The sequence below is a fragment of the Corallococcus sp. AB030 genome (genome assembly GCF_003668965.1).
In the GTDB taxonomy this organism is placed as follows: domain Bacteria; phylum Myxococcota; class Myxococcia; order Myxococcales; family Myxococcaceae; genus Corallococcus; species Corallococcus exiguus.
This window is the reverse complement of the sequence record NZ_RAWQ01000092.1, coordinates 1-23,899: the sequence shown is the minus strand read 5'-3', so window position 1 is coordinate 23,899 and position 23,899 is coordinate 1. Positions and strand designations below refer to the sequence as shown.

At 70.4% G+C, this 23,899-nt stretch carries 23 protein-coding genes; 13 read left to right on the top strand and 10 right to left on the bottom strand.

Annotated features, from left to right (window positions below):
- Window positions 1-789, bottom strand: a complete 789-nt coding sequence (locus D7Y15_RS21900; protein ID WP_126933261.1) for a hypothetical protein — start codon at window positions 787-789, stop codon at window positions 1-3.
- 112 nt (window positions 790-901) lie between these two features.
- A complete protein-coding gene (locus D7Y15_RS21895; protein WP_121753806.1) occupies window positions 902-1,669 on the bottom strand; it encodes a Mut7-C RNAse domain-containing protein in 768 nt (255 codons plus the stop codon).
- 240 nt (window positions 1,670-1,909) lie between these two features.
- On the opposite strand from D7Y15_RS21895, the gene D7Y15_RS21890 reads away from it, so the two are divergent.
- Window positions 1,910-3,151, top strand: a complete 1,242-nt coding sequence (locus D7Y15_RS21890) for an endonuclease/exonuclease/phosphatase family protein (protein WP_120575559.1) — start codon at window positions 1,910-1,912, stop codon at window positions 3,149-3,151.
- A gap of 64 nt (window positions 3,152-3,215) precedes the next feature.
- Here D7Y15_RS21890 and D7Y15_RS21885 read toward each other — a convergent pair whose 3' ends face one another.
- Window positions 3,216-3,575, bottom strand: coding sequence for a hypothetical protein (locus D7Y15_RS21885; RefSeq protein ID WP_233596744.1), 360 nt, complete (start codon window positions 3,573-3,575; stop codon window positions 3,216-3,218).
- Window positions 3,576-3,716: 141 nt separating this feature from the next.
- Here D7Y15_RS21885 and lspA (D7Y15_RS21880) point away from each other — a divergent pair, with 141 nt between their 5' ends.
- The 7 genes from lspA (D7Y15_RS21880) to D7Y15_RS21850 all read left to right on the top strand — a co-directional run bounded on the left by lspA (D7Y15_RS21880) (window position 3,717) and on the right by D7Y15_RS21850 (window position 9,044).
- Window positions 3,717-4,346, top strand: a complete 630-nt coding sequence (gene lspA / locus D7Y15_RS21880; RefSeq protein WP_120575561.1) for a signal peptidase II — start codon at window positions 3,717-3,719, stop codon at window positions 4,344-4,346.
- A gap of 32 nt (window positions 4,347-4,378) precedes the next feature.
- Window positions 4,379-4,996, top strand: coding sequence for a signal peptidase II (gene lspA, locus D7Y15_RS21875; protein ID WP_120575562.1), 618 nt, complete (start codon window positions 4,379-4,381; stop codon window positions 4,994-4,996).
- Between the two features lie 83 nt (window positions 4,997-5,079).
- Complete coding sequence (locus D7Y15_RS21870; protein ID WP_120575563.1) at window positions 5,080-6,381, top strand: prolipoprotein diacylglyceryl transferase; 1,302 nt, start codon at window positions 5,080-5,082, stop codon at window positions 6,379-6,381.
- Window positions 6,382-6,420: 39 nt separating this feature from the next.
- The gene (locus tag D7Y15_RS21865; RefSeq protein WP_120575564.1) at window positions 6,421-7,536 is read left to right on the top strand and encodes an MXAN_5187 C-terminal domain-containing protein; all 1,116 of its coding nucleotides are present in this window, start codon (window positions 6,421-6,423) and stop codon (window positions 7,534-7,536) included.
- Between the two features lie 12 nt (window positions 7,537-7,548).
- Entirely contained in the window at window positions 7,549-8,064 is a 516-nt protein-coding gene (locus D7Y15_RS21860; protein ID WP_120575565.1) for an HAD family hydrolase, read from the top strand.
- A gap of 22 nt (window positions 8,065-8,086) precedes the next feature.
- Entirely contained in the window at window positions 8,087-8,428 is a 342-nt protein-coding gene (locus tag D7Y15_RS21855; RefSeq protein ID WP_126933262.1) for a hypothetical protein, read from the top strand.
- A 241-nt stretch (window positions 8,429-8,669) separates the two neighbouring features.
- The gene (locus D7Y15_RS21850; protein ID WP_233605045.1) at window positions 8,670-9,044 is read left to right on the top strand and encodes a hypothetical protein; all 375 of its coding nucleotides are present in this window, start codon (window positions 8,670-8,672) and stop codon (window positions 9,042-9,044) included.
- Between the two features lie 4 nt (window positions 9,045-9,048).
- Here the strand turns inward: D7Y15_RS21850 and D7Y15_RS21845 are convergent, their stop codons facing one another.
- Window positions 9,049-9,882: an SDR family NAD(P)-dependent oxidoreductase gene (locus D7Y15_RS21845; protein WP_121753804.1), complete on the bottom strand. Its 834-nt coding sequence runs from the start codon at window positions 9,880-9,882 to the stop codon at window positions 9,049-9,051.
- Between the two features lie 200 nt (window positions 9,883-10,082).
- Here D7Y15_RS21845 and D7Y15_RS21840 point away from each other — a divergent pair, with 200 nt between their 5' ends.
- The 3 genes from D7Y15_RS21840 to D7Y15_RS21830 all read left to right on the top strand — a co-directional run bounded on the left by D7Y15_RS21840 (window position 10,083) and on the right by D7Y15_RS21830 (window position 12,092).
- Window positions 10,083-10,310, top strand: a complete 228-nt coding sequence (locus tag D7Y15_RS21840) for a hypothetical protein (protein WP_169820314.1) — start codon at window positions 10,083-10,085, stop codon at window positions 10,308-10,310.
- Window positions 10,310-11,230 carry a tetratricopeptide repeat protein gene (locus D7Y15_RS21835; RefSeq protein ID WP_120575569.1) on the top strand — a complete coding sequence of 307 codons (921 nt, stop codon included), beginning with the start codon at window positions 10,310-10,312 and terminating at the stop codon, window positions 11,228-11,230. Before D7Y15_RS21840 ends, D7Y15_RS21835 begins: the two co-directional genes overlap by 1 nt.
- A gap of 112 nt (window positions 11,231-11,342) precedes the next feature.
- Window positions 11,343-12,092, top strand: coding sequence for an SDR family NAD(P)-dependent oxidoreductase (locus D7Y15_RS21830; RefSeq protein WP_120575570.1), 750 nt, complete (start codon window positions 11,343-11,345; stop codon window positions 12,090-12,092).
- A 72-nt stretch (window positions 12,093-12,164) separates the two neighbouring features.
- On the opposite strand, the gene D7Y15_RS21825 is transcribed toward D7Y15_RS21830, so the two are convergent.
- The 5 genes from D7Y15_RS21825 to D7Y15_RS21805 all read right to left on the bottom strand — a co-directional run bounded on the left by D7Y15_RS21825 (window position 12,165) and on the right by D7Y15_RS21805 (window position 17,062).
- Window positions 12,165-13,088, bottom strand: a complete 924-nt coding sequence (locus tag D7Y15_RS21825; RefSeq protein WP_120575571.1) for a hypothetical protein — start codon at window positions 13,086-13,088, stop codon at window positions 12,165-12,167.
- A 21-nt stretch (window positions 13,089-13,109) separates the two neighbouring features.
- A complete protein-coding gene (gene mgtE / locus D7Y15_RS21820; protein ID WP_120575572.1) occupies window positions 13,110-14,438 on the bottom strand; it encodes a magnesium transporter in 1,329 nt (442 codons plus the stop codon).
- Between the two features lie 199 nt (window positions 14,439-14,637).
- Window positions 14,638-15,024 (bottom strand): lactoylglutathione lyase, encoded by a 387-nt coding sequence (gloA, locus tag D7Y15_RS21815; protein WP_120575573.1) that lies wholly within the window; start codon window positions 15,022-15,024, stop codon window positions 14,638-14,640.
- A 38-nt stretch (window positions 15,025-15,062) separates the two neighbouring features.
- Complete coding sequence (locus D7Y15_RS21810) at window positions 15,063-15,758, bottom strand: HNH endonuclease (RefSeq protein ID WP_120575574.1); 696 nt, start codon at window positions 15,756-15,758, stop codon at window positions 15,063-15,065.
- Window positions 15,755-17,062: an AAA family ATPase gene (locus D7Y15_RS21805; protein WP_120575575.1), complete on the bottom strand. Its 1,308-nt coding sequence runs from the start codon at window positions 17,060-17,062 to the stop codon at window positions 15,755-15,757. The genes D7Y15_RS21810 and D7Y15_RS21805 overlap by 4 nt, the downstream gene beginning before the upstream one ends.
- Window positions 17,063-17,255: 193 nt before the next feature.
- Between D7Y15_RS21805 and hemL the strand changes: the two genes are divergently transcribed.
- Window positions 17,256-18,551 carry a glutamate-1-semialdehyde 2,1-aminomutase gene (gene hemL / locus D7Y15_RS21800; protein WP_121753814.1) on the top strand — a complete coding sequence of 432 codons (1,296 nt, stop codon included), beginning with the start codon at window positions 17,256-17,258 and terminating at the stop codon, window positions 18,549-18,551.
- A complete protein-coding gene (locus D7Y15_RS45300; RefSeq protein ID WP_199745965.1) occupies window positions 18,535-21,183 on the top strand; it encodes a serine/threonine-protein kinase in 2,649 nt (882 codons plus the stop codon). Before hemL ends, D7Y15_RS45300 begins: the two co-directional genes overlap by 17 nt.
- A gap of 15 nt (window positions 21,184-21,198) precedes the next feature.
- Here the strand turns inward: D7Y15_RS45300 and D7Y15_RS21790 are convergent, their stop codons facing one another.
- Window positions 21,199-23,868 (bottom strand): GAF domain-containing protein, encoded by a 2,670-nt coding sequence (locus tag D7Y15_RS21790; protein ID WP_172809466.1) that lies wholly within the window; start codon window positions 23,866-23,868, stop codon window positions 21,199-21,201.
- Window positions 23,869-23,899 lie beyond the last annotated feature (31 nt).

Below are 23,899 nucleotides of genomic sequence, written 5' to 3'. Positions count from 1 at the left end.
TCAGGGCTGGGGTTTCGGCTCGAGCTTGGGGCCCATGGGAAGCCAGTTGTCGTAGGCTTCGCTGCTTTCGGGCTGCATCCTGAGCGTGGGTCCGTTGGTTGCCTCACGGCCGAGACGCCAATCGATCTCCCATTCGATAGGCGTCTCCCCCCAACGGAGCGTGGAGGGGATCTCCTGCACGACCTTGTCGCCAAGGGTGATGAAGCGCAGTCGGCCCGGAAGCTTCGGTTTGCCTCCATCGGGTATGGGGAACGTGAAGAGCGCGGCCGGCAGAGAGGGAAACGCGGGGGCCGCTACCTCGGTCCTCTGAGGCTCGCCTCCGGCAACCTTGCGGAACGCGGCGCAGCGGAGGTACTCCGCCTGGGCGACGAACCCCCGGAACAGGAACGTGTCGTCCGTGGGAAATGACAGGACGTCCATGGGGACGTCGGGCACGGAATCGGAGCACCCTCCGTCCAACTCCTCCGTGATCTGGGCTCCGTCCGTCGTCTTGGAGCGTCTGGTGAGATTGACCCATCCGTGATGGACGGTGCCATGTCCCTCCCCCCGGGCGGCATCCATGTGAATCCGGAACACGCCACTGAACTCGAGCTGGTCCGCCCAGTCGAAACGCTTGTCACCCTGGATCCAGGTGCCATGGGAGCGCATCTTGAGCTTGTAGTGTCCCAGCCAGTGGGGGACGGCCAGGACGCGCGCCTTGGGTGTGGAGAGGGATTGGCTGGTGGCGGCGGGAGCCGAGACGACAGGGGGCTTGCTGGAAGCGCAAGCCATCAACATCGCGGCGCCCAAGAGCAGGAGACTGGAATGAGGAAGGGTCATGTTGGCCGGATGGCAATGAACCCGTTTCCCAAGGGTGCGTCCAATTCGTGGCGAAAATGCTCCTGTCAGGAATTGGGACTGCCTAGGGATTGGTGGCCTCCAGCTTGCGCAGCGTCTCCACCAGGTTCTGCATGCGTTGGTGGTGCGTGCCGGGCCAGAAGACGCGCTGGCAGCCGGGGCACTGCTGGAAGTGGCTGTGGCGTTGGGCCACGCCTTCCGGGACGCGGCCCTGCACTTCTTCCGGGGTCGCGGTGGACAGCGGCGCGTTGCACGCGATGCAGCGGGAGAAGGGCCGCATGCGCGAAGTCAGGCCGTACCTCCGCACCACCTCCACCAACTGGTGCGCGGGGTCGGTCGCTCGCGGGAAGTAGCCGTGCACCACCTCCGAGCGCTTCAGCACGCCCAGGTCCCTCGTGAGGAGTACTCGCGATTCGTCGTGGGACAGGCGCGCCAGTTGGTCGTCCGCGTAGTCGTTGCGCCAGAGCGTGTCGAAGCCCAGCATCCGCAGGAAGCCCGACAGCCTCCCCAACCCCACGTCCAGGATGAAGCGCGGCATCTCTGGCAGGGGCGGCCCCACTCGCGCTTCCCTCGCCACTTGCGGCACCGATGGATCCGACGCCGGATACACGTCGAGGCTCGTGCCCTCCTCCGCGCGGTGCGCGAAGTCCACCGGCGCTCCATCCACCAACACCACGTCCACCTCCGGGTGCGGTGGACCCAGCGACTCGATGAGGTCCTTCACGGACGGGCTTCCCTGCAGCACGTGCGTGAACGCCTGCCCCCGGCGCTCCGGTGCGACGAAGTCGTTCAGTGCGCCGTGGATCCGCACCGTGAGCTGCCGTGATGACATCCTGGACTCCTCACGTCCTGCTGCGTCGTAGCCAATGCCCGTGATGCCTTTCTTTGAATCCCCGCCTTCCCCAGCTGCGGAGCGACGAAAATCTCGGATTCTTGAAAGGCAGTGACGCAATCCTCACGGGCGGTCAGAGGACAGCCTTCTTGCAAACTTCTATACTCACGCGCCAGTCGGCGCGCCGAAGCCGATGGGTCACCCCCTCGACACCCTCGGAAGCAAGGATCCAGGCCCTGCATGGCAATGAAGCTCCCCCCGTATCTCCGCCCCCTCCTGGCGATGGGCTTCTTGGCCCTCGCTTGCGGCGAGGGTGAAGAGCCCACCGCGCCTCCGGACTCGGGGACCTCCGTCGATGCCGGGACCCGCACCGACGCGGGCACCACCGTCGATGCCGGATCCGACGCGGGTCAGTCCACGGACGATGCGGGCACCACCGAGGACGCCGGATCCGATGTGGATTCAGGCACCAATGATGCCGGCACCGAGGTCGAGGTGGACGCGGGCACCACCGAGGACGCGGGCACCACCGAGGACGCGGGCACCACGGTCGACGCGGGCACGACGGTCGATGCTGGCACCACGACCGACGCAGGCACCACCGAGGACGCGGGCACCACGACGGACGCGGGCACCACGACCGACGGTGGCTCCGCGGACGCGGGCCCGATTGGCGAGACGGATACCGACGGTGGCTACACGCAGATCCGCCTGATGGCCGCCAATCTCTCCAGCGGCAACGGCCAGGACTACGACCCGGGCCACGGCATCCGGCTGATGCAGGGCGTGAAGCCCGACGTCGTGATGATCCAGGAGTTCAACTACAAGTCGGACTCCGCCTCGGACATGCGCTCCATGGTCGATATGATCGGCGCGGGCTTCTACTACTACCGCGAGACCGGCGCGCAGATCCCCAACGGCATCATCAGCCGCTACCCCATCATCGAGTCGGGCGAGTGGAAGGATGCCAAGGTCTCCAACCGCGACTTCGCCTGGGCCCGCATCGACATCCCCGGGCCTCGCGACCTGTGGGCCATCAGCGTCCACCTGCTCACCACCAGCTCCAGCAACCGCAACGCGGAAGCCACCCAGCTCGTGGGCTACATCAAGGCGAACATCCCCGAGGGCGACTACCTGGCCATTGGCGGTGACTTCAACACCGACTCCCGCTCCGAGGCGTGCCTCACCACTTTCAAGCAGGTGGTCGACATCGCGGGCCCGCACCCCGCGGACAAGAACGGCAAGGAGGGCACCAACGCCGGCCGCAGCAAGCCCTACGACCATGTCATCGTGGACTCCGACCTGCGCCAGTACCAGGTGCCCACCGTCGTCGGGACCAGCACCTTCAACAACGGACTGGTGCTCGACAGCCGCGTGTACACGCCCATCTCGGACATCTACCCGGCGCTGAACTCCGACAGCGGCGCATCCAGCATGCAGCACATGGGCGTCATCAAGACGTTCCGCACGCCCAACTTCTAACGGGCACCCCGCAGGCAACTCGGGCCGGTCATCGGGAGCTCCCCGGTGCCCGGCCCGCGCCGTTTCAGAGCAGGTTGCTCCACTTGTGCCGGTTGCGCTCCAGGAAGCGCGCCACCGGCGGGATGCGCGCCACCAGCGGCGTCAGCACGAACACCGCGCCCAGGCGCAGCGGCTTGATGACCTGCGTGGCCACGTACGCCGCGCCCCACGCACCCGCCTGCGCCCCCGTGCCCTCCGGCTGGAAGCCGGCGCGGATGGCCGCCCAGAAGCCCGCCAGCGATAGGAAGAAACTCAGCCAGTACAGGGCGAAGGCCACCGGGCCGTACTCCAGGAGCAACGCCTTGAAGCGCGCCATCAACGTCGGCTTCGCCGCCGGCGGTGCGGTGGTTCCGGGTGGGGCAATGTCGGGAGTGGAAGGTTTCACGTCGGGCTCAACAGGCGCCATGGGCGCACCATGCCCGAAACGGGCGGACTCCGGGAGGGAGAGGGCAGGCGGGCCGGCGGCGTGCGGCCCGGGTCCGGGTTGTCAGGGCTCCCGGGGGCGCGATAGAGGTTCGGGTACCCCATGAAAGCCTCCTTCCGTCTTCTCCTCGTGGTGGTCCTCGCCGTGCTGGCGGCGGATCAGGTGACCAAGTACCTGGCCGTGTCCCGGCTGACGGAAGCGCTGGATGGCCGCAGCGGCATGGCGCGCGTGTCCGGCTTCCTGAGCGAGCAGAACCTGGACAACGACCCTCCGGTGGAGGGCGTGTTCCGCAAGAACACCCGGCCGTACCGCTTCATCGAGGACTACTGGCACTTCCGCTACGTGGAGAACCCGGGCGCGGCGTGGGGCATGTTCTCCAACCTTCCGGAGACGGCGCGCAAGGCGTTCTTCCACGTGGTGAGCCTGGTGGCGCTGGGGTTCATCCTGACGCTGTACCGGAAGACGGAGCCGTCGCAGAAGCTGGTGCGCGTGGCGCTGGCGCTCATCACCGGCGGCGCGCTGGGCAACTTCGTGGACCGGCTCATCCGGGGCTACGTCATCGACTTCATCGACTGGCACTGGCGCAACCAGCCGGGCATGCGCTGGCCCACGTTCAACGTGGCGGACGCGGCCATCTGCGTGGGCGTGGCGCTGATGCTGCTGGACTCGGTGCGCCGGCCGGAGGCAGCCGCCGCTCAGCCGCTGCCCCAGGGCAGCAGCCCGCAGCCGTGACGCGCGGGGGTGGGCTGGTATAAGCCCTCTCCGTGCCGCGCAAATACGTCATCCTCCTCGCCCTCACGTTGGGCGTCATCGTGCTGGACCAGTGGACGAAGTACCTGGTCGTGCGCGATCTCACGACCCGCTTCGACGGGGCCACCACCCTGTCGGAACGGCTGGGCGAGTTCTATTCGCCCGCGGAAGCGCCGGGCTTCCGAGGCCTGCACTTCCAGCCGAAAACGCACGTGGAGGTGGCGGAGAACTTCTTCCGCCTGCGCTACGCGGAGAACCCGGGCGCGGCGTGGGGCATGTTCAGGAACCTGGCCCCGAACGTGCGCGGCCCGCTCTTCCACCTGGTGAGCCTGGGCGCGGTGCTGCTCATCGTCTTCTACTTCCGGAAGCTGTCCGGCAAGGACCCCGCGGAGGTGTGGGCGCTGTGGGGCCTGCCGCTGGTGCTGGGCGGCGCGCTGGGCAACTACATCGACCGCCTGTCGCGGGCCTTCGTCATCGATTTCCTGGAGGCCCATTGGTACGACAAGGCCGCCTGGCCGTCGTTCAACGTCGCGGACATGGCCATCTGCATCGGCGTGGGCATGCTCGTGGTGGATGCCTTCGTGCGCAAGGAGAAGCCGGAGGCCTCCGCTTCCGCGAAGGCCGCGCAGTGACGTGACGGCGGGCCGGGAATGTCCCTCCCGCCCGTCCCGGTTGTCCCCGCCGTTCGTCCGGGCCTCCCGGGCAAGAGGTCCCCATGCTCCCCGTCCTGTTCCGCCTGTCCTTCACCACGCTGTGGATGCAGCTGTTGCTGTACGCCGCCGCGGTGGGAGTGGTGGCCTCCGTCGCCGTCAACGGCTGGCGCGGCACGCTGGGGCCGGTGGACGCGAAGACGGGCAAGGAGGGCCCCGCGTCGCTCCAGGACAAGCTCCTGCGCGCGGTGGGGTTCGCGGTGGTGGGCGGCTTCCTCGCTTACTTCGGCCTGATGTACGCGCTGCCCGCGGACGCGTTCCCCGGGGGAAGGGGCGAGGGCATCCCGCTGCACACCTACGGCGTGCTCCTGGCCGCGGGCTTCGTCACCGCGGTGTCGGTGGCGGGCCGGCTGGCGCAGGACGAGTGGCGCCGGGTGAGCTTCGTGGACGGCCGGGGCTGGGTGGACACGGAGGGGCCCCAGAAGCGCGAGCAGGTGCTCGACATGGCGTTCTGGGTGCTGGTGGGCGGGCTCGTGGGCAGCCGCGTGCTGTTCGTGCTCATCAACTGGAAGGAGTATGCGCGCGACTGGACGCAGGTCTTCTCCCTGGGCGGCGGGCTGGTGTTCTACGGCGGCCTGATTGGCGCGGGGCTGGCGGCGTTCCTCTTCGCTCGCAAGAACAACCTGAACTTCCTGCGGCTGGCGGACGTGTGCATCCCCACCGTGTCGCTGGGGCAGTGCCTGGGGCGCCTGGGGTGCTTCTCCGCCGGGTGCTGCTGGGGCGACATGGCCGGGAGCCACTCGCACACGGGGGTCACCTTTCCGGGCTCCGGGCTGGCCCAGGACCTGTTTGGCCAGTTGGGGCGTGCGTCCAGCCTGGCGTATGGCTCACAGGCCTCGGATCCCCGCTACGTGGTGGAGGCCACCGGACAGGTGCTCCACGAGTGGGCGCCGGGCGCGGTGCGCATCTCCGACTGGGTGGCCCAGCACGGCACCACGCTGCCGGTGTACCCCACGCAGCTCTTCGAGTCCGTGGGGCAGCTGGTGCTCTTCGTGGCGCTCCTGTACGCGCGCCGCATCCGCCGCTTCCATGGGCACATCTTCGCCCTGTGGCTGATGGCCTACGCCGTCCTGCGCACCACGGTGGAGCTGTTCCGGGGCGACGTGGAGCGCGGCACCCTGCACGGTCTGCTGGAGTCGCTGGGCGCCCAGGGGCTGGCCGGGGCGGTGCCCCTGGAGGCCTGGTACAACCTGTCCACCAGCCAGTTCATCTCCCTGGGCATGTTCACCTTCGGTGTGCGGCTGATGCTGCGCCACCGACCGGCGGGTGAGGCCGCTGGCCTGGGGCCTACACCGTCGGCGGCCTGAGGTTGCGAGCCGCGCCCGGGTTGGGGACACTCCGGGAACATGCCGCCGCCCGACAACGCACGGTCCGCCGCCAAAGGTGGGGTCCGGCCCGCGCAACTGGACGCCAGTTCCTCCAGCGAAGCCGCCCTTCAGCAATGTGAAGAGCTGGAGGCGGCCATCGCGGAGCTGCGCCACAGCTACGAGCAGTACTTCCTGGGCATGGAGCGCCAGGCGCCCATCCGCGCGCATGAAGACCTGAAGAAGCGGATGCTGAAGCTCAAGGGGGCCTTCATCCGCAGCACGTCGGTGAAGTTCCGCGTGCAGAGCCTCCACAACAAGTTCCTCACCTACGAGCGGCTGTGGGTGCGCACCATCCAGGAGATTGAAGCCGGCACCTACCGCCGCGACCTGGCCAAGGCCCGCCGCCGCGCCGGGCCGAAGCAGGCCGGTGCCGCTGGCGACCGCCCGAAGGGCGTGGTGGAGATCCCCGAAGAAATCGACGACATGGACTTCGAGGAGATTGAGGAGCTCACCGGCCGCCGCCCCATCAACGAGCCGAAGCTCTCCTCGGAGTACCTGGCGGAGCAGCAGTCCGCGGGCGGTACGCCCTTCCGCGGCAGTCCGTCGGTGGCCCCTGTCGCGGCGCAGCCGGCCGGCGCGCCCCGGGGCACGCCCGCGGGGCTGGTGCCTCCGAAGCAGGGGACCCCGGCGGTCGCGCCCGTGAGCGGGCTGCCGTCCATCTCACCCGTGGCGGGCACGCCGCAGAAGGGGACCCCGGCGGTGGGGACGTCGAAGCTGCCCCCGGTGACGCCGGCGGTGGCCCCGGGTGGGACTCCGGCGGCGGGGCGTCCGGCGGTGCCTCCGGGCATGGCCACCAGGGCTCCAGCGGCGGCCCCGCAGCAGCCCGCGCGTCCGGTGGCTGCCGCCGCGCCCCGTCCCGCGGCGGCCGGTCCCGGTGGCGGCATGTCCGACGACAAGCTGCGCGCGGTGTACGACGCGTACGTCACCGCGAAGCGCCGCTGCCAGGAGGACACGTCCAAGCTGTCCTACGAGTCCGTGGCGGCCACGCTGCGCAAGCAGGTTCCGGAGTTGCTCAAGCAGCACAACGCGAAGGCCGTGGAGTTCAAGGTCGTCATCAAGGACGGCAAGGCCTCGCTCAAGGCCGTGCCCAAGTAGCGAAAGGCACGGATGAACCAGGACCTGGAGTCGCTCAAGGCGCGGGTGGCGCGCCTGTCGGTGATGATCTTCGACATCGACGGCACGCTCACCGACGGCCGCATCTTCTGGGTGCCCAACTCCGGCTGGACGCAGATGTACAGCGTGCGCGACGGCATGGGCATCAAGCGCCTGCAGGAGGTGGGCATCGAGGTGGCCGCCATCTCCGGCGGCGACAGCCTCTCCGCGCAGATGCGCATGCAGTCGCTGGGCTTGCGCCACGTGCACTTCGGCAGTCAGGACAAGGTGGCGCATTTCGAGAAGCTGCTCACCCTCCTCAACGTGTCCGCCGAGCACTGCGGCTACATGGGTGACGAAGTGGTGGACCTGCCGCTGCTCAATGCGGTGGGCTTCTCCGCCACCGTGCCGGAAGCGCCGGACGAGGTGCGCGCCCAGGTGCACTACGTGGCCCAGCGCGCCGCGGGCTTCGGCGCCGCGCGCGAGGTGTGTGAGTTCATCCTGAGGCATCGGACGCGCGTCGCGCCGTGATGTGAAGAAGGGGAAGCACCGCATGAAGTGGGGGATGTTGTTGGGGGTGGGAATCCTGGGGCTGACGGGTTGCGCGAGCGTCATGGGGCCGAAGGAGCCCGACTCGCCGCCCATCGGGCGTGCCACCGTGAAGTGCATCATCACGAAGAAGGGCCGGGCGGAGCAGTGCCGCGCCATCACGTGGGACCCGACCGTCAGCAACGCGCGTCTGGCGCAGGGCATCCGCGACATCGAGTCGACGCAGTACGGACCCGAAGAGGGAGAACGGTTCGGATGGTACGCGGAGGACCACCCGTACACCTTCGAGCTCAGGTTCTGGGATCCGCCCGTTACGGACGGCGGGGTGACGGCGTCCACGCAGTGAGGGCATGACCCTCCCGACCTGGGACAGGCCCGGGGCGTGTGCGGCGCGCGAAATTCACGGGCCTTCTGCCTCACCGTCAAACCGGTGGGACAGGAAAGAGGCCCAAACGTTCGCTCCTGGAAACGCCTACCTCCCCGGCTGGCGTTCGGGTTGTCGCTCCCAGGGCCCGTTCCTACCTTGCGCTGCCTGAAGGCCGGTGGACGGCCCGAGACACCTGGGAGGCGATGTGGGGATGCGGCGGATGTGGCTCGGACTGGCGGTGGCCGTAGGGGTCGCCGTGGCCACCGGATGCGGGCAGTCCCCCGAGGATTCCGAAGCGCGGCTCGCGGCCCTGGAGGCCGAGGGCAAGCAGATGGACCAGGCCCTGGACGCGGTCGAGGACCGGCTCATGGGCAGCCAGGGACGGCTCGCCATGTGGAACGAGCTGGGACGGCGTCACCAGGAGGTGAGTGCCATCCAGTGCAAGGTGGCCGACGCCCACATGGCCGCCATCCTCAAGCACGAGGACAAGCAGAACCAGAAGGCGCGGATGGTGAAGCAGCGCAACTCGATGGCGTCCGTGGACACCACCGTGCTCACGTCCGGCAAGGCGCCCACGCAGCAGCGCAGCAACTGAGGTTCTAGCCGGGGATGCGCGCGGTGCGCTCGCGGAGGCGCTTCTCCACCGCGATGACGCCCCGGAGGAACAGCCCGGGCGCCAGCCGCCGCAGCCGCCAGAACCAGCGCGCATCCGCCATGGGCAGCACGTGCGGCGCGCCCTGGTCCACCGCCTTGAGCAGCCGCTCGGCGACCCACTCCGCGCCAATCTTGGACTGGTCCACCAGCTTCACGCTCATGCGGCGCGTCTCCGGGTCGGAGTAGGGCGCGGCCGCGGCGGCGATGTTCGTGCGGAAGAACGTGGGGCACGCCACCGTGACGCCCAGCCCCAGCGGCTGCAGCTCCGCGTAGAGCGTCTCCGACAGCGCGACGACGGCCGCCTTGGACGTGTTGTACGCCGCCAGGTTCGGCGCGTACACGAGCCCCGCCGCGGACGCGATGTTGAGCACGTGCCCGGAGCCCTGCTTCTTCAGGCGGGGCACGAACGCGTGGCAGCCGTGGATGACGCCCCACAAATTCACGTCCAGCACGCGCTTCCATTCCGCCAGGGGCAGTGTGCCCACCGCGCCTCCGGTGGCGACGCCCGCGTTGTTCACCACCAGGTCCACGCCGCCGAACGCTTCGTCCGTGGCGCGCGCCAGCGCCTCCACCGCGTCCGGGTCCGTCACGTCACACGGGTGCACGCGCGCCTCGCCGCCCAGCTCCGTGACGCGGCGGGCGGTCTCCTCCGCGCTGGCCGCGTTCATGTCCGACACCATGACCCGCGCCTGACGGGCCGCCAGCGCTTCACACAGCGCACGGCCCAGACCGCTGCCGGCGCCCGTCACCACCGCGCGAGGACGAGAGGGAAGGCTCATGGTTTTCGGACTCCTGGGGCGAGAGGGAGAATGGCGTGACGCGACAGGGCTAGCACGGCGGGCGAAACGCTGGCCATGCATGGGTGCTCGCTTTCCCGGGGAACTCCTGCTTCCGGGCGGGCAGGCGGGCGCACGGTTCGTGACCCGGGGTCGGAAGTTGGCTAGAACCCACAGCCGTGCAACGCGCCTTGGTGGCAGCAATGGCAGTCGCGGCGGCGGCGCTCCTGGGATGCAACGACCTGGAGAACTGCGGCTCGACGGCGGTGGACATCACCCGGACCGACGGGGGCCTCTACCGTTGTGTGACGTCGGAGGACTGCCCCAGGACGTCGCGCGTCTCCGTGTGCGTGACGGACGTCTCCTCGGAGCGCGAGTGCGTGCGCTGCGACGAGACGCGCTGCGTGCGCGTCATCCCGGAGTCCTGCTGATGACGCGCGCGCTGTCGCGGTGGGCATGTGTCCTGGCGGTAGGGGCGCTCGCCGTCACGGGTTGCCGCGACAAGCCGGTGGACCACATGCAGCGCGCCCGCGACGCCATCTTCGAGAAGCGTCCGGACGAAGCGCTGGTGGAGTACCGCAAGGCCTACGAGATGCTGCTGCGCGACGAGACCCCGGAGGCGCTGGTGATGCGCGCCCGGGCGCTCAAGGGCGCGGCGGACGTGTACTGGCTGGAGCAGCGCAAGGTGAAGGAGGCGGTGAGCGTCTACCGCCAGCTCATCCAGCAGTGCCCGGAGGCGCCGGAGTCGCTGGAGGCGCGCATCATCCTGGCGGAGCTGCTGCGGGTGCACTACCGCGACCTGCGCGGCTCCATTGATCAGCTCACCGCCGCGCTGCACCGCAACCCGCCGCAGGGCGCGGAGCTGCAGTACCAGGTGGCCAAGACGTACTTCGAGCTCCAGGACTATCCGCAGTGCGAGCTGGAGGCGAAGAAGCTGCCGGACCGCTTCGCCACCAGCCCCTACGTGGACGACGCGCTCTTCCTCCAGGCGCAGGCCCTGGCCATGGTGGACGGCAAGCGCCAGGAAGCGCTGAAGACGTACGCGGACCTGCGCACGCGCTTCCCGGACTCGGAGCTGGCGCCGCACGCCCTCTTCGAGATGGGCAAACTGCGCGCGGACGCGGGCGACAACGAGAAGGCCATCGAGACCTGGGTGGAGTGCTTGAAGACGCACCCCGACCCGTCGCTGGTGCAGGACGCCATCACCCGGGCACGCCGCCGCCTGGCCAACCTCACGGTGGAGGGGATTGGCAAGAAGGAGGTGGCGTTCGACCGCAGCAAGCAGGCGCGCACCTCCGTGGAAGCCATGGGCGGCAGCGCCGAAGAGGCCGCCCGTGACCGCGGCGACTGACGTTGTTCCGTCGGGCGCATTCGCGTGCGCCCGTTCCTCCCGCGTGCCATGTAACGGCCGGGCCATGCCCTGACGGGGCGCAAGCGGCCCTTCTCGCGTGGGAGGCATTCACATGATCGTGCTGGTGACAGGGGCCACGGCGGGCATCGGGCAGGCCATCGCGCGCCGCTTCGTGAAGGAGGGCGCGCGGGTCATCGCCGCCGGACGGCGGAGCGACCGGCTGGACGCGCTCAAGGCGGAGCTGGGCGAACGGCTGCTGCCGGTGACGCTGGACGTGACGGACAAGGCGGCGGTGAAGGCGGCGTTCGCCTCGCTGCCGGCGGACTTCGCGCAGGTGGACGTGCTGGTGAACAACGCGGGGCTCGCGCTGGGGCTGGAGCCCGCGCAGGCGGCGCGGCTGGAGGACTGGGACGTGGTGGTGGACACCAACGTGAAGGGCCTCCTGTACTGCACGCGTGAGGCGCTCGCGGGCATGGTGGCGCGCGACCGGGGGCACGTCATCAACATCGGCTCCATCGCGGGCGAGTTCCCGTACCCCGGCGGCAACGTGTACGGCGCGACGAAGGCGTTCGTGCATCAGTTCACGCTCAACCTGCGCGCGGACCTGCACGGCACCGCGGTGCGCGTCACGGACATCCAGCCGGGGCTGTTGGGCGGCACGGAGTTCTCCCACGTGCGCTTCCGCGGCGACGAGGCGAAGGCCGCCGCGCTCTACGACAAGACCCAGCCGCTCACGCCCGAGGACGTCGCGGACACGGCGTACTGGGTGGCCACTCGCCCCGCGCACGTGAACATCAACGTCGTCTCCATGATGCCGGTGGCGCAGGCCTTCGGGCCGCTGCTGGTGAAGCGCGGCGGCTGAACAAGCGAAGGCGCCACGATGCCGGCGTGAGGCGCAAGGCCTCGCCGCGACGCTGGCGGCGCGCCAGGCGCTTCAGCCCGGCACGGGCAACGCGGCTTCCAGGAGCGGCGCGGGCACCGACGGGTCGTCCGCGTCCGCCACCAGCAGCACGTGGACGCGGCCACCCTCCACGCGCGCGTCCACGCCCTCCAGCTTCACGGGCACGTCCACCGCGTCCAGGTACACGGGCGTGCCATCTGGCGCGAGCACGCCCACCGCCGAACCTTTCAACGGCCCATCCGCCACGCGGTCGCGAGACGCCTCCGCCGTGGCGGTGAACACCACGCGCCCGTCCGGCAGCGGCGACGCGTCCGTGAAGGACAGCCGGACGCCGTTGGCTTCACCCAGCTCCCACCGCCGCACGGTGCGCACGGCCTCCGGCCCCATCACGCCCACGTCCAGGCTGGCCAGCACGCGGTCCAGGTCCAGGTCCACCAGCGCGTCCACGCCGCCCTCGCCGTTGCCCCGGTTGAGCAGCCGCAGCCGCTTGCCCGCCACCGCCGCGCCCTCCACGTTGAGCGCCACCAGCTCGCGCTCCAACTGCACGTAGAGCGACGTGCAGTCCACCGTGCGCGGCTCGCCCGCGAGCGTCCCGTCCGCGTTCAAGGGCAGCACCGACGCCCGGCGCCGCGCGGGCGTGGACCCCGAGGGCAGGGCCAGGAGCGCCCCGTGCGCGAAGGACGCGGACGGACCCAGCCTGCACAGCGCCTCCAGGTCCGGCTTCGCAGCCTTGCGCTCCGCGTGTCCTGCCGGAAGCTCTCCGGGAAAGAGGCGCACGGTGTGGCCCGGCGCGTCTCCGGCCGCGGGGAACACCGCGAGGTGGAGCGCGTCGTCCGCGACGACGTAGAGCCAGTCCCCCGCGCGCACCAGACCACTGGCGGCGGAGACGTGCGCGGGACGGCCGGGGGCTTCGGGCGCCGCGAGGGTGAGCGTGCGCCGACGGGTGGTGGGAATCATGGGTCCCGGGAGCGTCGCCGACTACAGCAGGGTTCCGCTCAGGAAGAGGCTCGCGGCCGTGAAGTAGATGACGAGTCCGGACACGTCCACCAGCGTGGCCACGAAGGGCGCGGACGCGCTCGCGGGGTCGAAGCCCACGCGCCGGAGGATGAACGGCAGCATGGAACCGGACAGTGTGCCGAAGATGACCACGCCCACCAGGGACACGCCCACCGTCATGCCGATGAGGAATGCGTGTTCGCCGTAGCTGTGGAACAGGCCCTGCCACACCATCACGCGGGTGAAGCCCACGACTCCCAGGATCGCGCCCAGCGCCAGGCCCGTGCTGAGTTCGCGCCGGGCCACGCGCCACCAGTCCTTCAGCCGCATCTCCGACAGCGCCAGCGACCGGATGATGAGCGTGGTGGCCTGGCTGCCGGAGTTGCCGCCGGAGCTGATGATGAGCGGGATGAAGAGGCTCAGCACGACGGCGCGAGCAATCTCATGCTCGAAGTAGCCCATGGCCGTGGCGGTGAGCATCTCCCCCAGGAAGAGCACCATCAGCCAGCCGGCGCGCTTCTTGAGCATCGCCAGGAAGCCCACGTCGAAGTAGGGCGCGTCCAGGGCCTCCATACCGCCGACCTTCTGGATGTCCTCCGTGGCCTCTTCCTGGACCACGTCCACGATGTCGTCCACCGTGACGATGCCCTTCATGCGCCGCTGCTCGTCCACCACGGGCATGGCCATGAAGCTGTGTTCGGAGAAGGTGCGGCTCACCGCCTCCTGGTCCGTGTTCTCCGCCACGGTGATGACGTCGCGGATCATCACGTCCGCCACGCGCTTGTCCGGCGCGGCCTGGAAGAGCTGGCGCAGGGACAGCACGCCCTGCAGCCGCTGCTCGGCGTCCAGCACGTACGCGTAGTAGACGGTCTCCACCTTCTCGCGCGCCTGCTTGCGCAGATACCCGATGGCCTCGTCGATGCTCATGTCCGGGCGCACGCGGGCGAAGCGCGGGTTCATGAGACCGCCGGCGTCGTCCTCCGAGTAAGCCAGCAGGACGTTCACCTCGCGGCGGCTGGCGTCGTCCAGCTGCGACAGGATGGCGTCCACCTGCTCCGGCTCCACGGCCTGGACCAGGTCGGCCAGGTCGTCCGGGGGGAGCAGGCGGACCCAGGTGCGGCGCTCGCCCTGGGGGAGGCTGAGGATGAGCTCGGATTGCTCGCGCGCGGTGAGGCCCAGGAAGAAGTCGTCCGCCACCGCCGCGGGCAGCAGGCGGAACCCCTCCAGGCGCTCGTCCATGGAGAGCACGGCCCACGCCTCGTGAAGCTCGTCGGGGGACAGCGCGTTCTGGCTCTGGGGACTCTCCACCATGACGACGGCCTCGAAAGAAGAGGGGGAGGGTGCGCGCCTCGCTGCATCGCGCGCGGGCCTCTCTACACCCCCGCAGGGGGCGCGGCGAGCGGAAGGCGCGAAACATCGTGTGGAAATCGCGTCCGCCTGCCTGCCCATGCCGCCCGTGTCCACGGGTTCACGGGAGGGCGCCCCGGTTGTTGGGGGCGCCACGGATGGGTCAGGCCTTCTGCTGGATGAGCTCCACCTTGTAGCCGTCCGGGTCCTCCACGAAGGCGATGACGGTGGTGCCGTGTTTCATGGGGCCGGGCTCGCGGACGACCTTGCCGCCGGCCTGCCGGATGGCGTTGGCGGTGGCGTGGATGTCGCTGACGCCCAGGGCGATGTGGCCGTAGGCGGAGCCCAGCTCGTACTTCGCCGTGTCCCAGTTGTGGGTGAGCTCCAGGGCCGGGTGGGTGTCCTCCGGGCCGTAGCCAACGAAGGCGAGCGTGAACCGGCCGTCCGGGTAGTCCTGGCGGCGCAGGAGCTTCATGCCGATGACGCGGGTGTAGAAGTCGAGCGACTTCTCCAGGTCGCCGACCCGGAGCATGGTGTGGAGGATGCGCATGCGGTCGCTATAACCGCGCCAGCGTGTAGGTGCGCAGGCTAAAGCGCGCCGTCCGCACGGGGGACGGGCCGGGTGGCCGCATCGAAGCAGGCCCTGGCGGTGCCGGTGAACGCGGCGATGAGCCGCTGGCGCATGTCCGCGTCCGCCGCGAAGACAGTCATCCAGATGGACCAATGGCCCAGCGCCGTGGCCTGCCGGATGACCAGCCTCCGCATGTGGGGCGTGTCGGAGGCAGCGAGGCAGTCCCGGGCTTCTTCCGCTCGTGCCCACGCCTCCCTGCGATGCTGCCAGCGGCGGTCGCTGGCCCTGGGGTGGTGGGGCGGCAGCTTGTCGAGCCCCGTGAGCTGAAGCGTCCGCTCCGCGCGACGCCGCTCCTGGGGGCTCAGGTTCGGCGCCGCGGTCACGACTCCGTCCGCGGCGTGGACGAAGGCCCGGGCCGTGTTGTCGCGGTCCGGCCAGTAGTAGCTCCCCAGGCGGATGCGTTTGGCGCTCTTGGTGCTGTTGCAGTTCACGCAGGCGAGCAGGAAGTTGTGCCACTCCCGCGCGAGCCCGGGGTGATGCTCCTGGGGAAGCATGTGCTCCACGGCGAGGCTGGCGTTCATCCGGCCCTCGCAGAACGAGCAGTACTCACCCATCCGCTCGATGAGGGCGCCGCGCGCCTCCGGGTAATCGGAGAAGGTCCGGCGCACGCCCTCGCCGTCGACGGGCCAGTCCCCCCGCTCCACGGGCCTCACGATTCGTCTCCGGGGAGCCCGGCCTTGCCTCGCTGCATCTCCAGGAAGGCGTGGTAGGCGACGTCGTCGCTGAAGGGCGCGGAGAGTTCGTCGAGCTCCTGCTTGAGGCGTTGGAGTTCCTTGCCCTTGGAGCCCTTCGCCTGCTCCAGCGCCGCGTAGTACTTCCGCGCCGCCTCCATCATCACCTGATGGCGATGGCTGCGCTGGGGAAGGTCCACGCCCATCACCTCCTGTGCGATGTCCTCGATGCTCCGGCTGGGGAGCGTCTCGCGGGATTGATCATCCAGGTTGATGAGCTCGTTCTCGCGCAGCGACTGGATGATGAAGGGCGAGTGGGTCGTGGCCACGAACTGCATCTGGGGGAAGACCTTGCGCAGGTCGTCCACCACTTCGCGTTGCCAGTTGGGGTGCAGGTGCAGGTCCAACTCGTCGATGAGGACGATGCCCGGCGTCTGGGAGGGCGCCTGCTCACGCAGGTGCGGATTGAGGGTGGCGGTGCGGTAGGCGATGTTGCCCACCATGGCCAGCATGCTCCGGGCGCCGTCGCTCAGCATGTCGAAGGGCAGCTGGGCGCCGTCCTTCTTGCTCGCGACCAGCATGCCCAGCCGCAGGTCGTAGCGGACGTCCGTCCAGTCCCGCATGCACTCGCGAAGCGCGTGCTTCACCGCGCCCAACGTGCCGAGCGCGCGCCCCTCCTGGAGCTGGATCAACTCCATGGTCTTGAACCAGGAGATGAAGTCCTTGTGATTGGAGGAGGGGTCGAGGCACCCGTGATAGCCCCTGAACCGCGAGCGGGGCTTGAGGACCCTGGCTCCATCCGACGCCGTGGACTGGCGGGCCCGGCGTTGCAGCCAGAGGCGTCCCGTCCCGTAGTAGGCGATGAGCGGCAGGGCGACGTCCTTGCCCTTGCGCACCTGCGAACGCCAGGACAGCGTCCGCTTGGACAGGTCGGATGTCTGTCCATGGGTGGTGTGCTTGTTGGGGCCTTCGAGCGTCCGCGCCCACTCCAGGCTCTTCCCTTCGATGAGGCCTTTGCAGCGCACCTCCACGGGGTAGAGGGCCTCCAGCGTGGGGACCTCGCCCGCGGTGTGCATCACGCGCCGCACGTCATCGCGATGGATGCCGGGAGGCGTGGCGCCCTCCAGCCCCAGGAAGATGGCGCCCGCCGCGATGGAGAGCGCGTCGAGGATGGCCGTCTTCCCCGTGCCGTTGTCGCCGATGAGCACGTTGAACGAGGGCGAGAACTCGAAGGCTCGCGACGCGAATCCACGGAAGTTCTTGACCTCGATGCGCTCGATTCTCATCGGTGCTTTCGTCGGGACCTGTGGGACATCGTGTCCGCCAGTATCTTCCAGGTCCCTGGCGACGCACGTGAATTCCCTACGTTGCGAGCGCGCCCCGGTCAGCCAGGCAGGCGTCCGCTCTGGGGTGAAAAGGCGACATCGGAGGGCCACTCGGGGCAGGGACGCGCGTCCGGCGCGTGCTATGCCCACCGGCATGAAACACGCTCAAAGCCAGGCCCTCTTCGCCCGTGCGCAGGCGCGCATCCCGGGCGGCGTGAACTCTCCGGTGCGTGCCTTCCGTGGCGTGGGAGGCGACCCCGTCTTCTTCAAGGAAGGCTCCGGTGCGTGGCTCACCGACGTGGACGGCAACCGCTACGTGGACCTGGTGGGCAGCTGGGGCCCGCTCATCCTGGGCCACGCGTACCCGCCCATCGTGGAGGCCATCGTGGAGGCCGCCCGGCGCGGCACCACGTTCGGCGCGCCCGTCGCCGCGGAGGTGGAGTTCGCGGAGCTGCTCTGCGCCACGGTGCCTTCGGTGGAGAAGGTGCGCCTGGTGTCCAGTGGCACGGAGGCCACGGTGGCCGCCGTCCGCGTGGCGCGTGGCTTCACCGGCCGCGACTCCATCCTCAAGTTCGAGGGCTGCTTCCACGGCGCGGGTGACCCGTTCCTCGTGAAGGCGGGCAGCGGCGTGGAGACGCTGGGCCTGCCGGACTCCCCGGGCGTGCCGTCCGCGCTGGCGTCGCTCACGCTCACCGCGCCCTTCAACGACCTGGAGGCCGTGGAGCGCATCTTCAACGAGAAGGGCAAGGACATCGCCTGCGCCATCATCGAGCCCGTGGTGGGCAACATGGGCGTGCTGGTGCCGCGCCCCGGCTTCCTCGAAGGGTTGCAGAAGCTCTGCCAGAAGCACGGCGTGCTCTTCGTGCTGGATGAGGTGATGACGGGCTTCCGGCTCGCTCGCGGCGGCGCGCAGGAGCTGTACGGGCTCAAGCCGGACCTGAGCACGTTCGCGAAGGTGGTGGGCGGCGGCATGCCGCTGGGCGCGTACGGCGGCCGGCGCGACATCATGTCGAAGGTGGCGCCGGAGGGGCCCGTGTACCAGTCCGGCACGCTGTCCGGGAACCCGGTGGCGGTGGCCGCGGGCCTGGCGTGCGTGAAGGCGCTGGCGGCGCCGGGGACGTACGCGCGGCTGGAGCAGTTGGGCCTGCTGTTGGAGGAGGGCTTCCGCGCGGAGGCGAAGGCGGCGGGCGTGCCGGTGACGGTGAACCGCGTGGGCAGCATGATCACGGTGTTCTTCACGTCGGAGCCGGTGTTCGACTACGCGTCCGCGAAGAAGGCGGACACGGCGAAGTTCGGGCGCTTCTTCCACGCGATGCTCCAGGAAGGTGTGTACCTGCCGCCCAGCCAGTTCGAGGCGGCTTTCATATCGCTGGCCATCGGCGAGCCGGAGGTGGCGCACGTGCTCGCCGCGGCTCGCAAGGCGTTCCGCGCGCTTGGCGACGCCCGTTGAACCAGAGGCCCTGACCGGGCCCGTGCGCTTCGGTCCCTATACCCTCGTGCGCCGCATTGGCGCCGGGGGGATGGGGGAGGTCTTCCTCGCGCGCGAGGAGGGCGTGGGGCGCGCGGTCGTGGTGAAGAAGGTGCTGCCGGGGCTGGTGGACAGCCGGCAGTTCGTGGGCCGCTTCCGCGACGAGGCCCGCGTGGTGGTGCGGCTGGCGCACCCGAACATCGCGCGCGTGTACGCGATGGGCGAGGTGGACGGGCAGCTGTACCTCGCCATGGAGTACGTGCTGGGCAAGACGCTCAGCCGGCTCGCGTACCGCCTGCGTCAGCGCCAGCGGATGATGCCCCTGGGCCCGCTGCTCCAGATGGGCATCCGGCTGTGCGAGGGCCTGGCGTACGCGCACGACGCGACGGATGAGGAAGGGCACCCGCTGCACCTGGTGCACCGTGACCTGTCCCCCGCGAACGTGTGCGTGAGCTACGCGGGCGAGGTGAAGATCATCGACTTCGGCGCGGCGCAGTCCACGCTGAAGGAGCAGCAGACGGCGCCGCGCGTGGTGATTGGCAACCTCACGTACATGGCGCCGGAGCAGGCCCGCAAGCGCACGGTGGATCGGCGCGCGGACCTGTACGCGGTGGGCGTGGTGCTGTGGGAGTTGTTCTCGTGGAAGCCGCTGTCGCAGCGGGGCGACCCGTTGGAGCGCTGGCGGCGCGCGGCCTATCCGCAGTGGGAGCCGGCGGGGCGCTACCGGCCGGACCTGCCGCGCGCGGTGGACGCGTTCCTGGCGCGCGCGCTGGCATCCGAGCCGAACGACCGCTTCCCCACGGCGACGGCCATGGCGGAGGCGCTGGGCGCGCTGAAGGAGAAGCTGGCGCCCAACGTGACGGATCAGGACCTGGTGCGGCTGATGTCCGCGGCCTTCCCGCGCGAGAAGGTCATCGAGCAGCAGATGCTGGACGACCTGCTGCGCGAGCAGCCCGAGCGCGCGAACACGCGTCAGGAGTTCCCGTCCGTGCTCGCGCCCCCCGGGACCATGGATCCGGCGGAGGGGCTCCGAGCACAGGAGGACATCGCGACGGAGGCGCTGGACGCGGCGAAGTTGCGGCGGGCGGAGGGCCCGGAGACCGGAGCGCTGGGCGCCGCGAAGCCGAGGCCGCCGGAGAGCACGCGAGCGGGCCCGGAGACCGGAGCGCGTAACGCCGCGAAGCCGCCACCGCCGGAGTACGCCAGCGTGGGGCAGCAGACCGAGGCCCTGGACGCGACGCAGGTGGAGCAGGCGCTGCGCGCGGCGGCGGAGGCGAAGAGGCTCCAGGAGGAGTCCGGCGACGCGGCGGAGCTGCCGCGCAAGGCGCCTCCGGCGCGGCTGCACAACCTGGAAATCACCATGGATGCCTGGCTGCCAGGCATTGGTGCCGCGGAGCCCACCACGCCGGGACTTCCTCCCCAGACCCCGGAGGTGGGCAAGGCCCCGCCGGCACCGGCGGTGGACCTCCAGTGGACGCCCGGGCCGGGCGAGGACGAGGCCACCCCCCAGGAGGTTCCTGGCCCGCTGGAATCCCGTGGGGGCCCGGGCGCGGAGGACACCACGGACCCGGGGGAGCGCACCCCCGCGGGCAGGCAGGCTCCGGCGGAAGAACCGTCCCGGCCAGATTGGAATCCGGGCCCGGACGCGAAAGACTCCGTTACACACCTTCGAGCGTCTCACAGTGAGGGGCCCCCCCCGGCCCCGGAGGACTCACCGATGCAGAACCGCCCCTCGCGCCCGGGCTGGACTCCCGGCGCAGGCAGTGAGGACTCCACCACCAACGAGCGGCCCGCGCGCAAGAGCGCCACGGGTCTGCCCGCCACCGGCAAGGGTGGCTGGACTCCGGGCTCCGGCGAGGAAGACGCCACCGAGGGCGCTGGTTCCTCGCCCATGGCTGCGCGCCCCAGCACGGACGACGCGGAAGAAGAGAGCACCGACGTCGAAAAGCCCGGCCGCCCCAAGGCGAACGCGGCGCCGCGCGCCCCTGCCTCCCAGCCTCGTCCCCAGACCTCCGTGGGACCCGCGCCGCAGTCGCGTCCCGCCACCTCCGTGGGGGCCGCCCCCCAGGCGCGTCCCGCCGAGGCGTTCCCGGACGCCACCCGCCCCATGTCCCAGGACGAGCTGCCGGTGCCCTGGTCGCCGCAGGGCGCGGGCGAAGCCACCGAGGCCCTGGAGGCCGCGAAGATCTTCGGAGCCCTGTCCCAGACGACGGGCAACATGCCGGCCTACCTGGACGAGAAGGCGACCCCCTACGTCCCGCCCAAGGAAGTCCCTCGCCGCCAGGCCCCCGTCGTGAATGAGCGGCCCCATGAGACGCGCCCCATGCAGGTGCGGACCAAGACGCGCGAAACGCTCGTGGGCTACGACATGGACATCTCCGAGGCGCTCCGGCAAGCGGAGCTGAAGCGCCGCGAAGCCGAGCTCGCCGCCGAGAAGCGCAACACCAAGAAGAAGAAGCCCGTGAAGTCCAAGGGCGGCAACCCGCTCCAGGGCCTGTGGCCCATCCCGCCCCAGTACCGCTTCTGGGCCATGCTCGTGGTGGTGGCCCTGGCGTGCGGCCTGGGCTTCGGCGTGATGTGGCTCTTCCTGAACGGCGGCGAAGGCGGCATCTGAGCGCGCGCCTTTCCGTCACGCACCCGTCAGGGGCAGGTTCGGAGCCACCGGCGGCTCCAGCGGCAGGAAGAGGCGGAAGATGGTGCCCTTGCCCGTCTCCGGCGCGTCCAGCGACACCTGGCCCACGTGTGAGTCGATGATGCGCTTCACCACGGCGAGCCCCAGCCCGGTGCCCTGGGCCTTGGTGGTGAAGAAGGGCTCGAAGACGCGCGCGCGCAGCTCCGCCGGGATGCCCGGCCCCGTGTCGCTGATCTCCACCTGCACGCCGGCCCGGTCCGTCCACGCCTTGCGCGCCATCACGCGCAGCGTGCCGCCCTGGGGCAGCATGGCCTGCACGGCGTTGAGCGCCACGTTGAGGAAGCACTGGCGGATGAGCCGCTCGTCCACCGTCACCGTCGGCACGTCCTCCTCCATCACCCACTCCACCCGCACCTGGGACGGCGAGGTGCCGCCCACGTCGGCGAGCGCGCTGCCCACCGCCTCCTCCAACAGCTGTGTCACCGACACCGGATACAGGTGCGGCGACGGAGGCCGCGCGAACGTGAGCAGGTCCGCGACGATGCGGTTGAGCCGGTCCGCCTCCTCCCCCACGATGTCCACCAGCGGGATGGCCGGATTCTCCGGACCGATGATGCGGCGGATGGTGGCCACCGAATTGAAGATGGCACCCAGGGGGTTGCGCACCTCGTGGGCCACCACCGCGGACAGCTCGCCCAGCGCGACCAGCCGCTCGCGGTTCACCAGCTGCTCCTGCGCGCGCGCCAGCTCCGCGTAGCTCTGCTTCAGGTCCTCCACCAGCCGCGCGCCCTCCAGCGCCAGCGATAGCTGATTGGCGATGGCGTCCGCGCGCTCCAGCTCCGCGGGCGTGAAGCGGCGGGGCCGGCGCGTCTCCACCATCACCGCTACGCCCACCATCTGGTCGTGCACGGCGAGCGGCAGCACCATGTACGACTGGGCCTCCGCGGCGCGGCGCAGCTCGTCGTCCGCCCGCACCTCCAGGCTCGCGTCCTCCACGCGGAGCGGCTGGCGCGTGCGGAACACCAGGCCCGCGAGCGAATTCTCCGACGGGTCCAGCGACACGTGACGCCCCACCAGCTCCGGGTGGCTGCCCGTCGCCGCGCGGATGGCGAGCTGTTTCCCCTGGGCATCCGGCAGAAGCACGTACGCGTCCGGCACGTCCACGATGCGCGCCAGGCTGGTGACGCCCGTGGCCAGCAGCCGGTCCAGCTCCAGCGTGGCCGCCAGCGCCTTGCCCACCTCGTGCATCAGCGCCAGGTCCTCCGCCCGGCCGCGCACCTCGTCCAGCAGCCGGTGTGACTCGATGGCAGCCGCGAAGTGCGTGCCCATGGCCTGGAGTGTCTCCACCTCCAGCGCGGTGAGCCGGCGGCGCGCGTGGAACAGCACGCTCAACGTGCCCACGCCGCGCGAGCGCACCCGCAGCGGCACCGACACCAGCGTCTGGAACGCCAGCGCCCGGAGCGCGTCGCGCGTGGGCGCGGGACACGTCTCCGCGTCCAGCACCTGCACCGCGTCCGGCATCCCACCCGGACGGGGAAGCGACCCCAGCCGCGCGCGGCGCACGCGCGCCACCGCGTCCTCGGACAGGCCGCGAGCGTACACGAGCTCCAGGGCCTCGCCCGACTCGTGCCGCGTGTCCGCGGGCAGGAGCAGGCACACGGCGTCGCAGCCCAGCAGGCCGGAAATCTCCTCCGTGCCGGAGCCGAAGAAGGCGCGCGGGTGGGGCGCGGACGCGGCCTGCGACGCCAGCCGTCCCAACGCGGTGAGCGCCGTCGCGCGCACGCTCAGCCGCTGGATGGTGCGCGCCGCGTCCAGCGCGGAGGACACCTGCTGGCCGAACAGCCGCACCGCGGCCACGTCCTCCTCACTCAGCCAGTCGGAGGCGAGCACCAGCATGGCCGTGGGCGCGTTCTCCACGTCGATGCGCACGCCCACCGCCCGGTGCGTCTCCACGCGCCGGAACACCGCCAGCACCGCGTCCATGCGCGCTTCGGACACGAAGCGGGACGCCTCCACGCCCAGGTCCTCCATCCACGCATCGCCCTCGCGCCAGGTGCGCACCAGCGCGGGCGCCCAGCCGCCAGGGGTCTCCACCCGCACGCGACCTCCCAGCGACGGCGCGTGCGGCACCAGCCGGGGGGACAGTCCCGCCACGGACAGCTCCACGCCCACACCCCGGGGCGTCAGCCACGCGAAGCCCAGCTCCAGCGCCTCCAGCCCCCGGAACACCTCCTCGCGCACCGCGTCCTCGGAGTGCAGCGCGCGCACCGCGCTGCCCAGCTCCGCCAGCCGCCGCAGCACCGTGCGGCGCCGGACGCGGGACGTCACGTCGCGCACCTGCACCACCCAATCCCTGGCATGCGGATGCACCGTCAGCTCCACGCGGAGCCCTTCGTTGCCCACGGCCAGCCACGCCTCGTAGGTGCCCGCCACGGGCGACGAACCCAGCCGCCGCGCGAGCCGATCCGCTGGGTCCTCCAACGGTCCCGGCTCCCACAGGAGCGCCGTCACGGGCTTGCCCGACAGCTGCTCTCGCTCCACGCCCATCAGGCGGGAAAGGGCCGCGTTTGAATGGATGAGCAGGCCGTCCCGAAGCACGAACATGCCCAGGGGCATGTCGTCGAAGAGGCGGTACTCCGCCCCTGGCTCCTCGGAAACCGTCCCCACCCGACGGTTCGTGCGCTCTGTGCTCCTCACC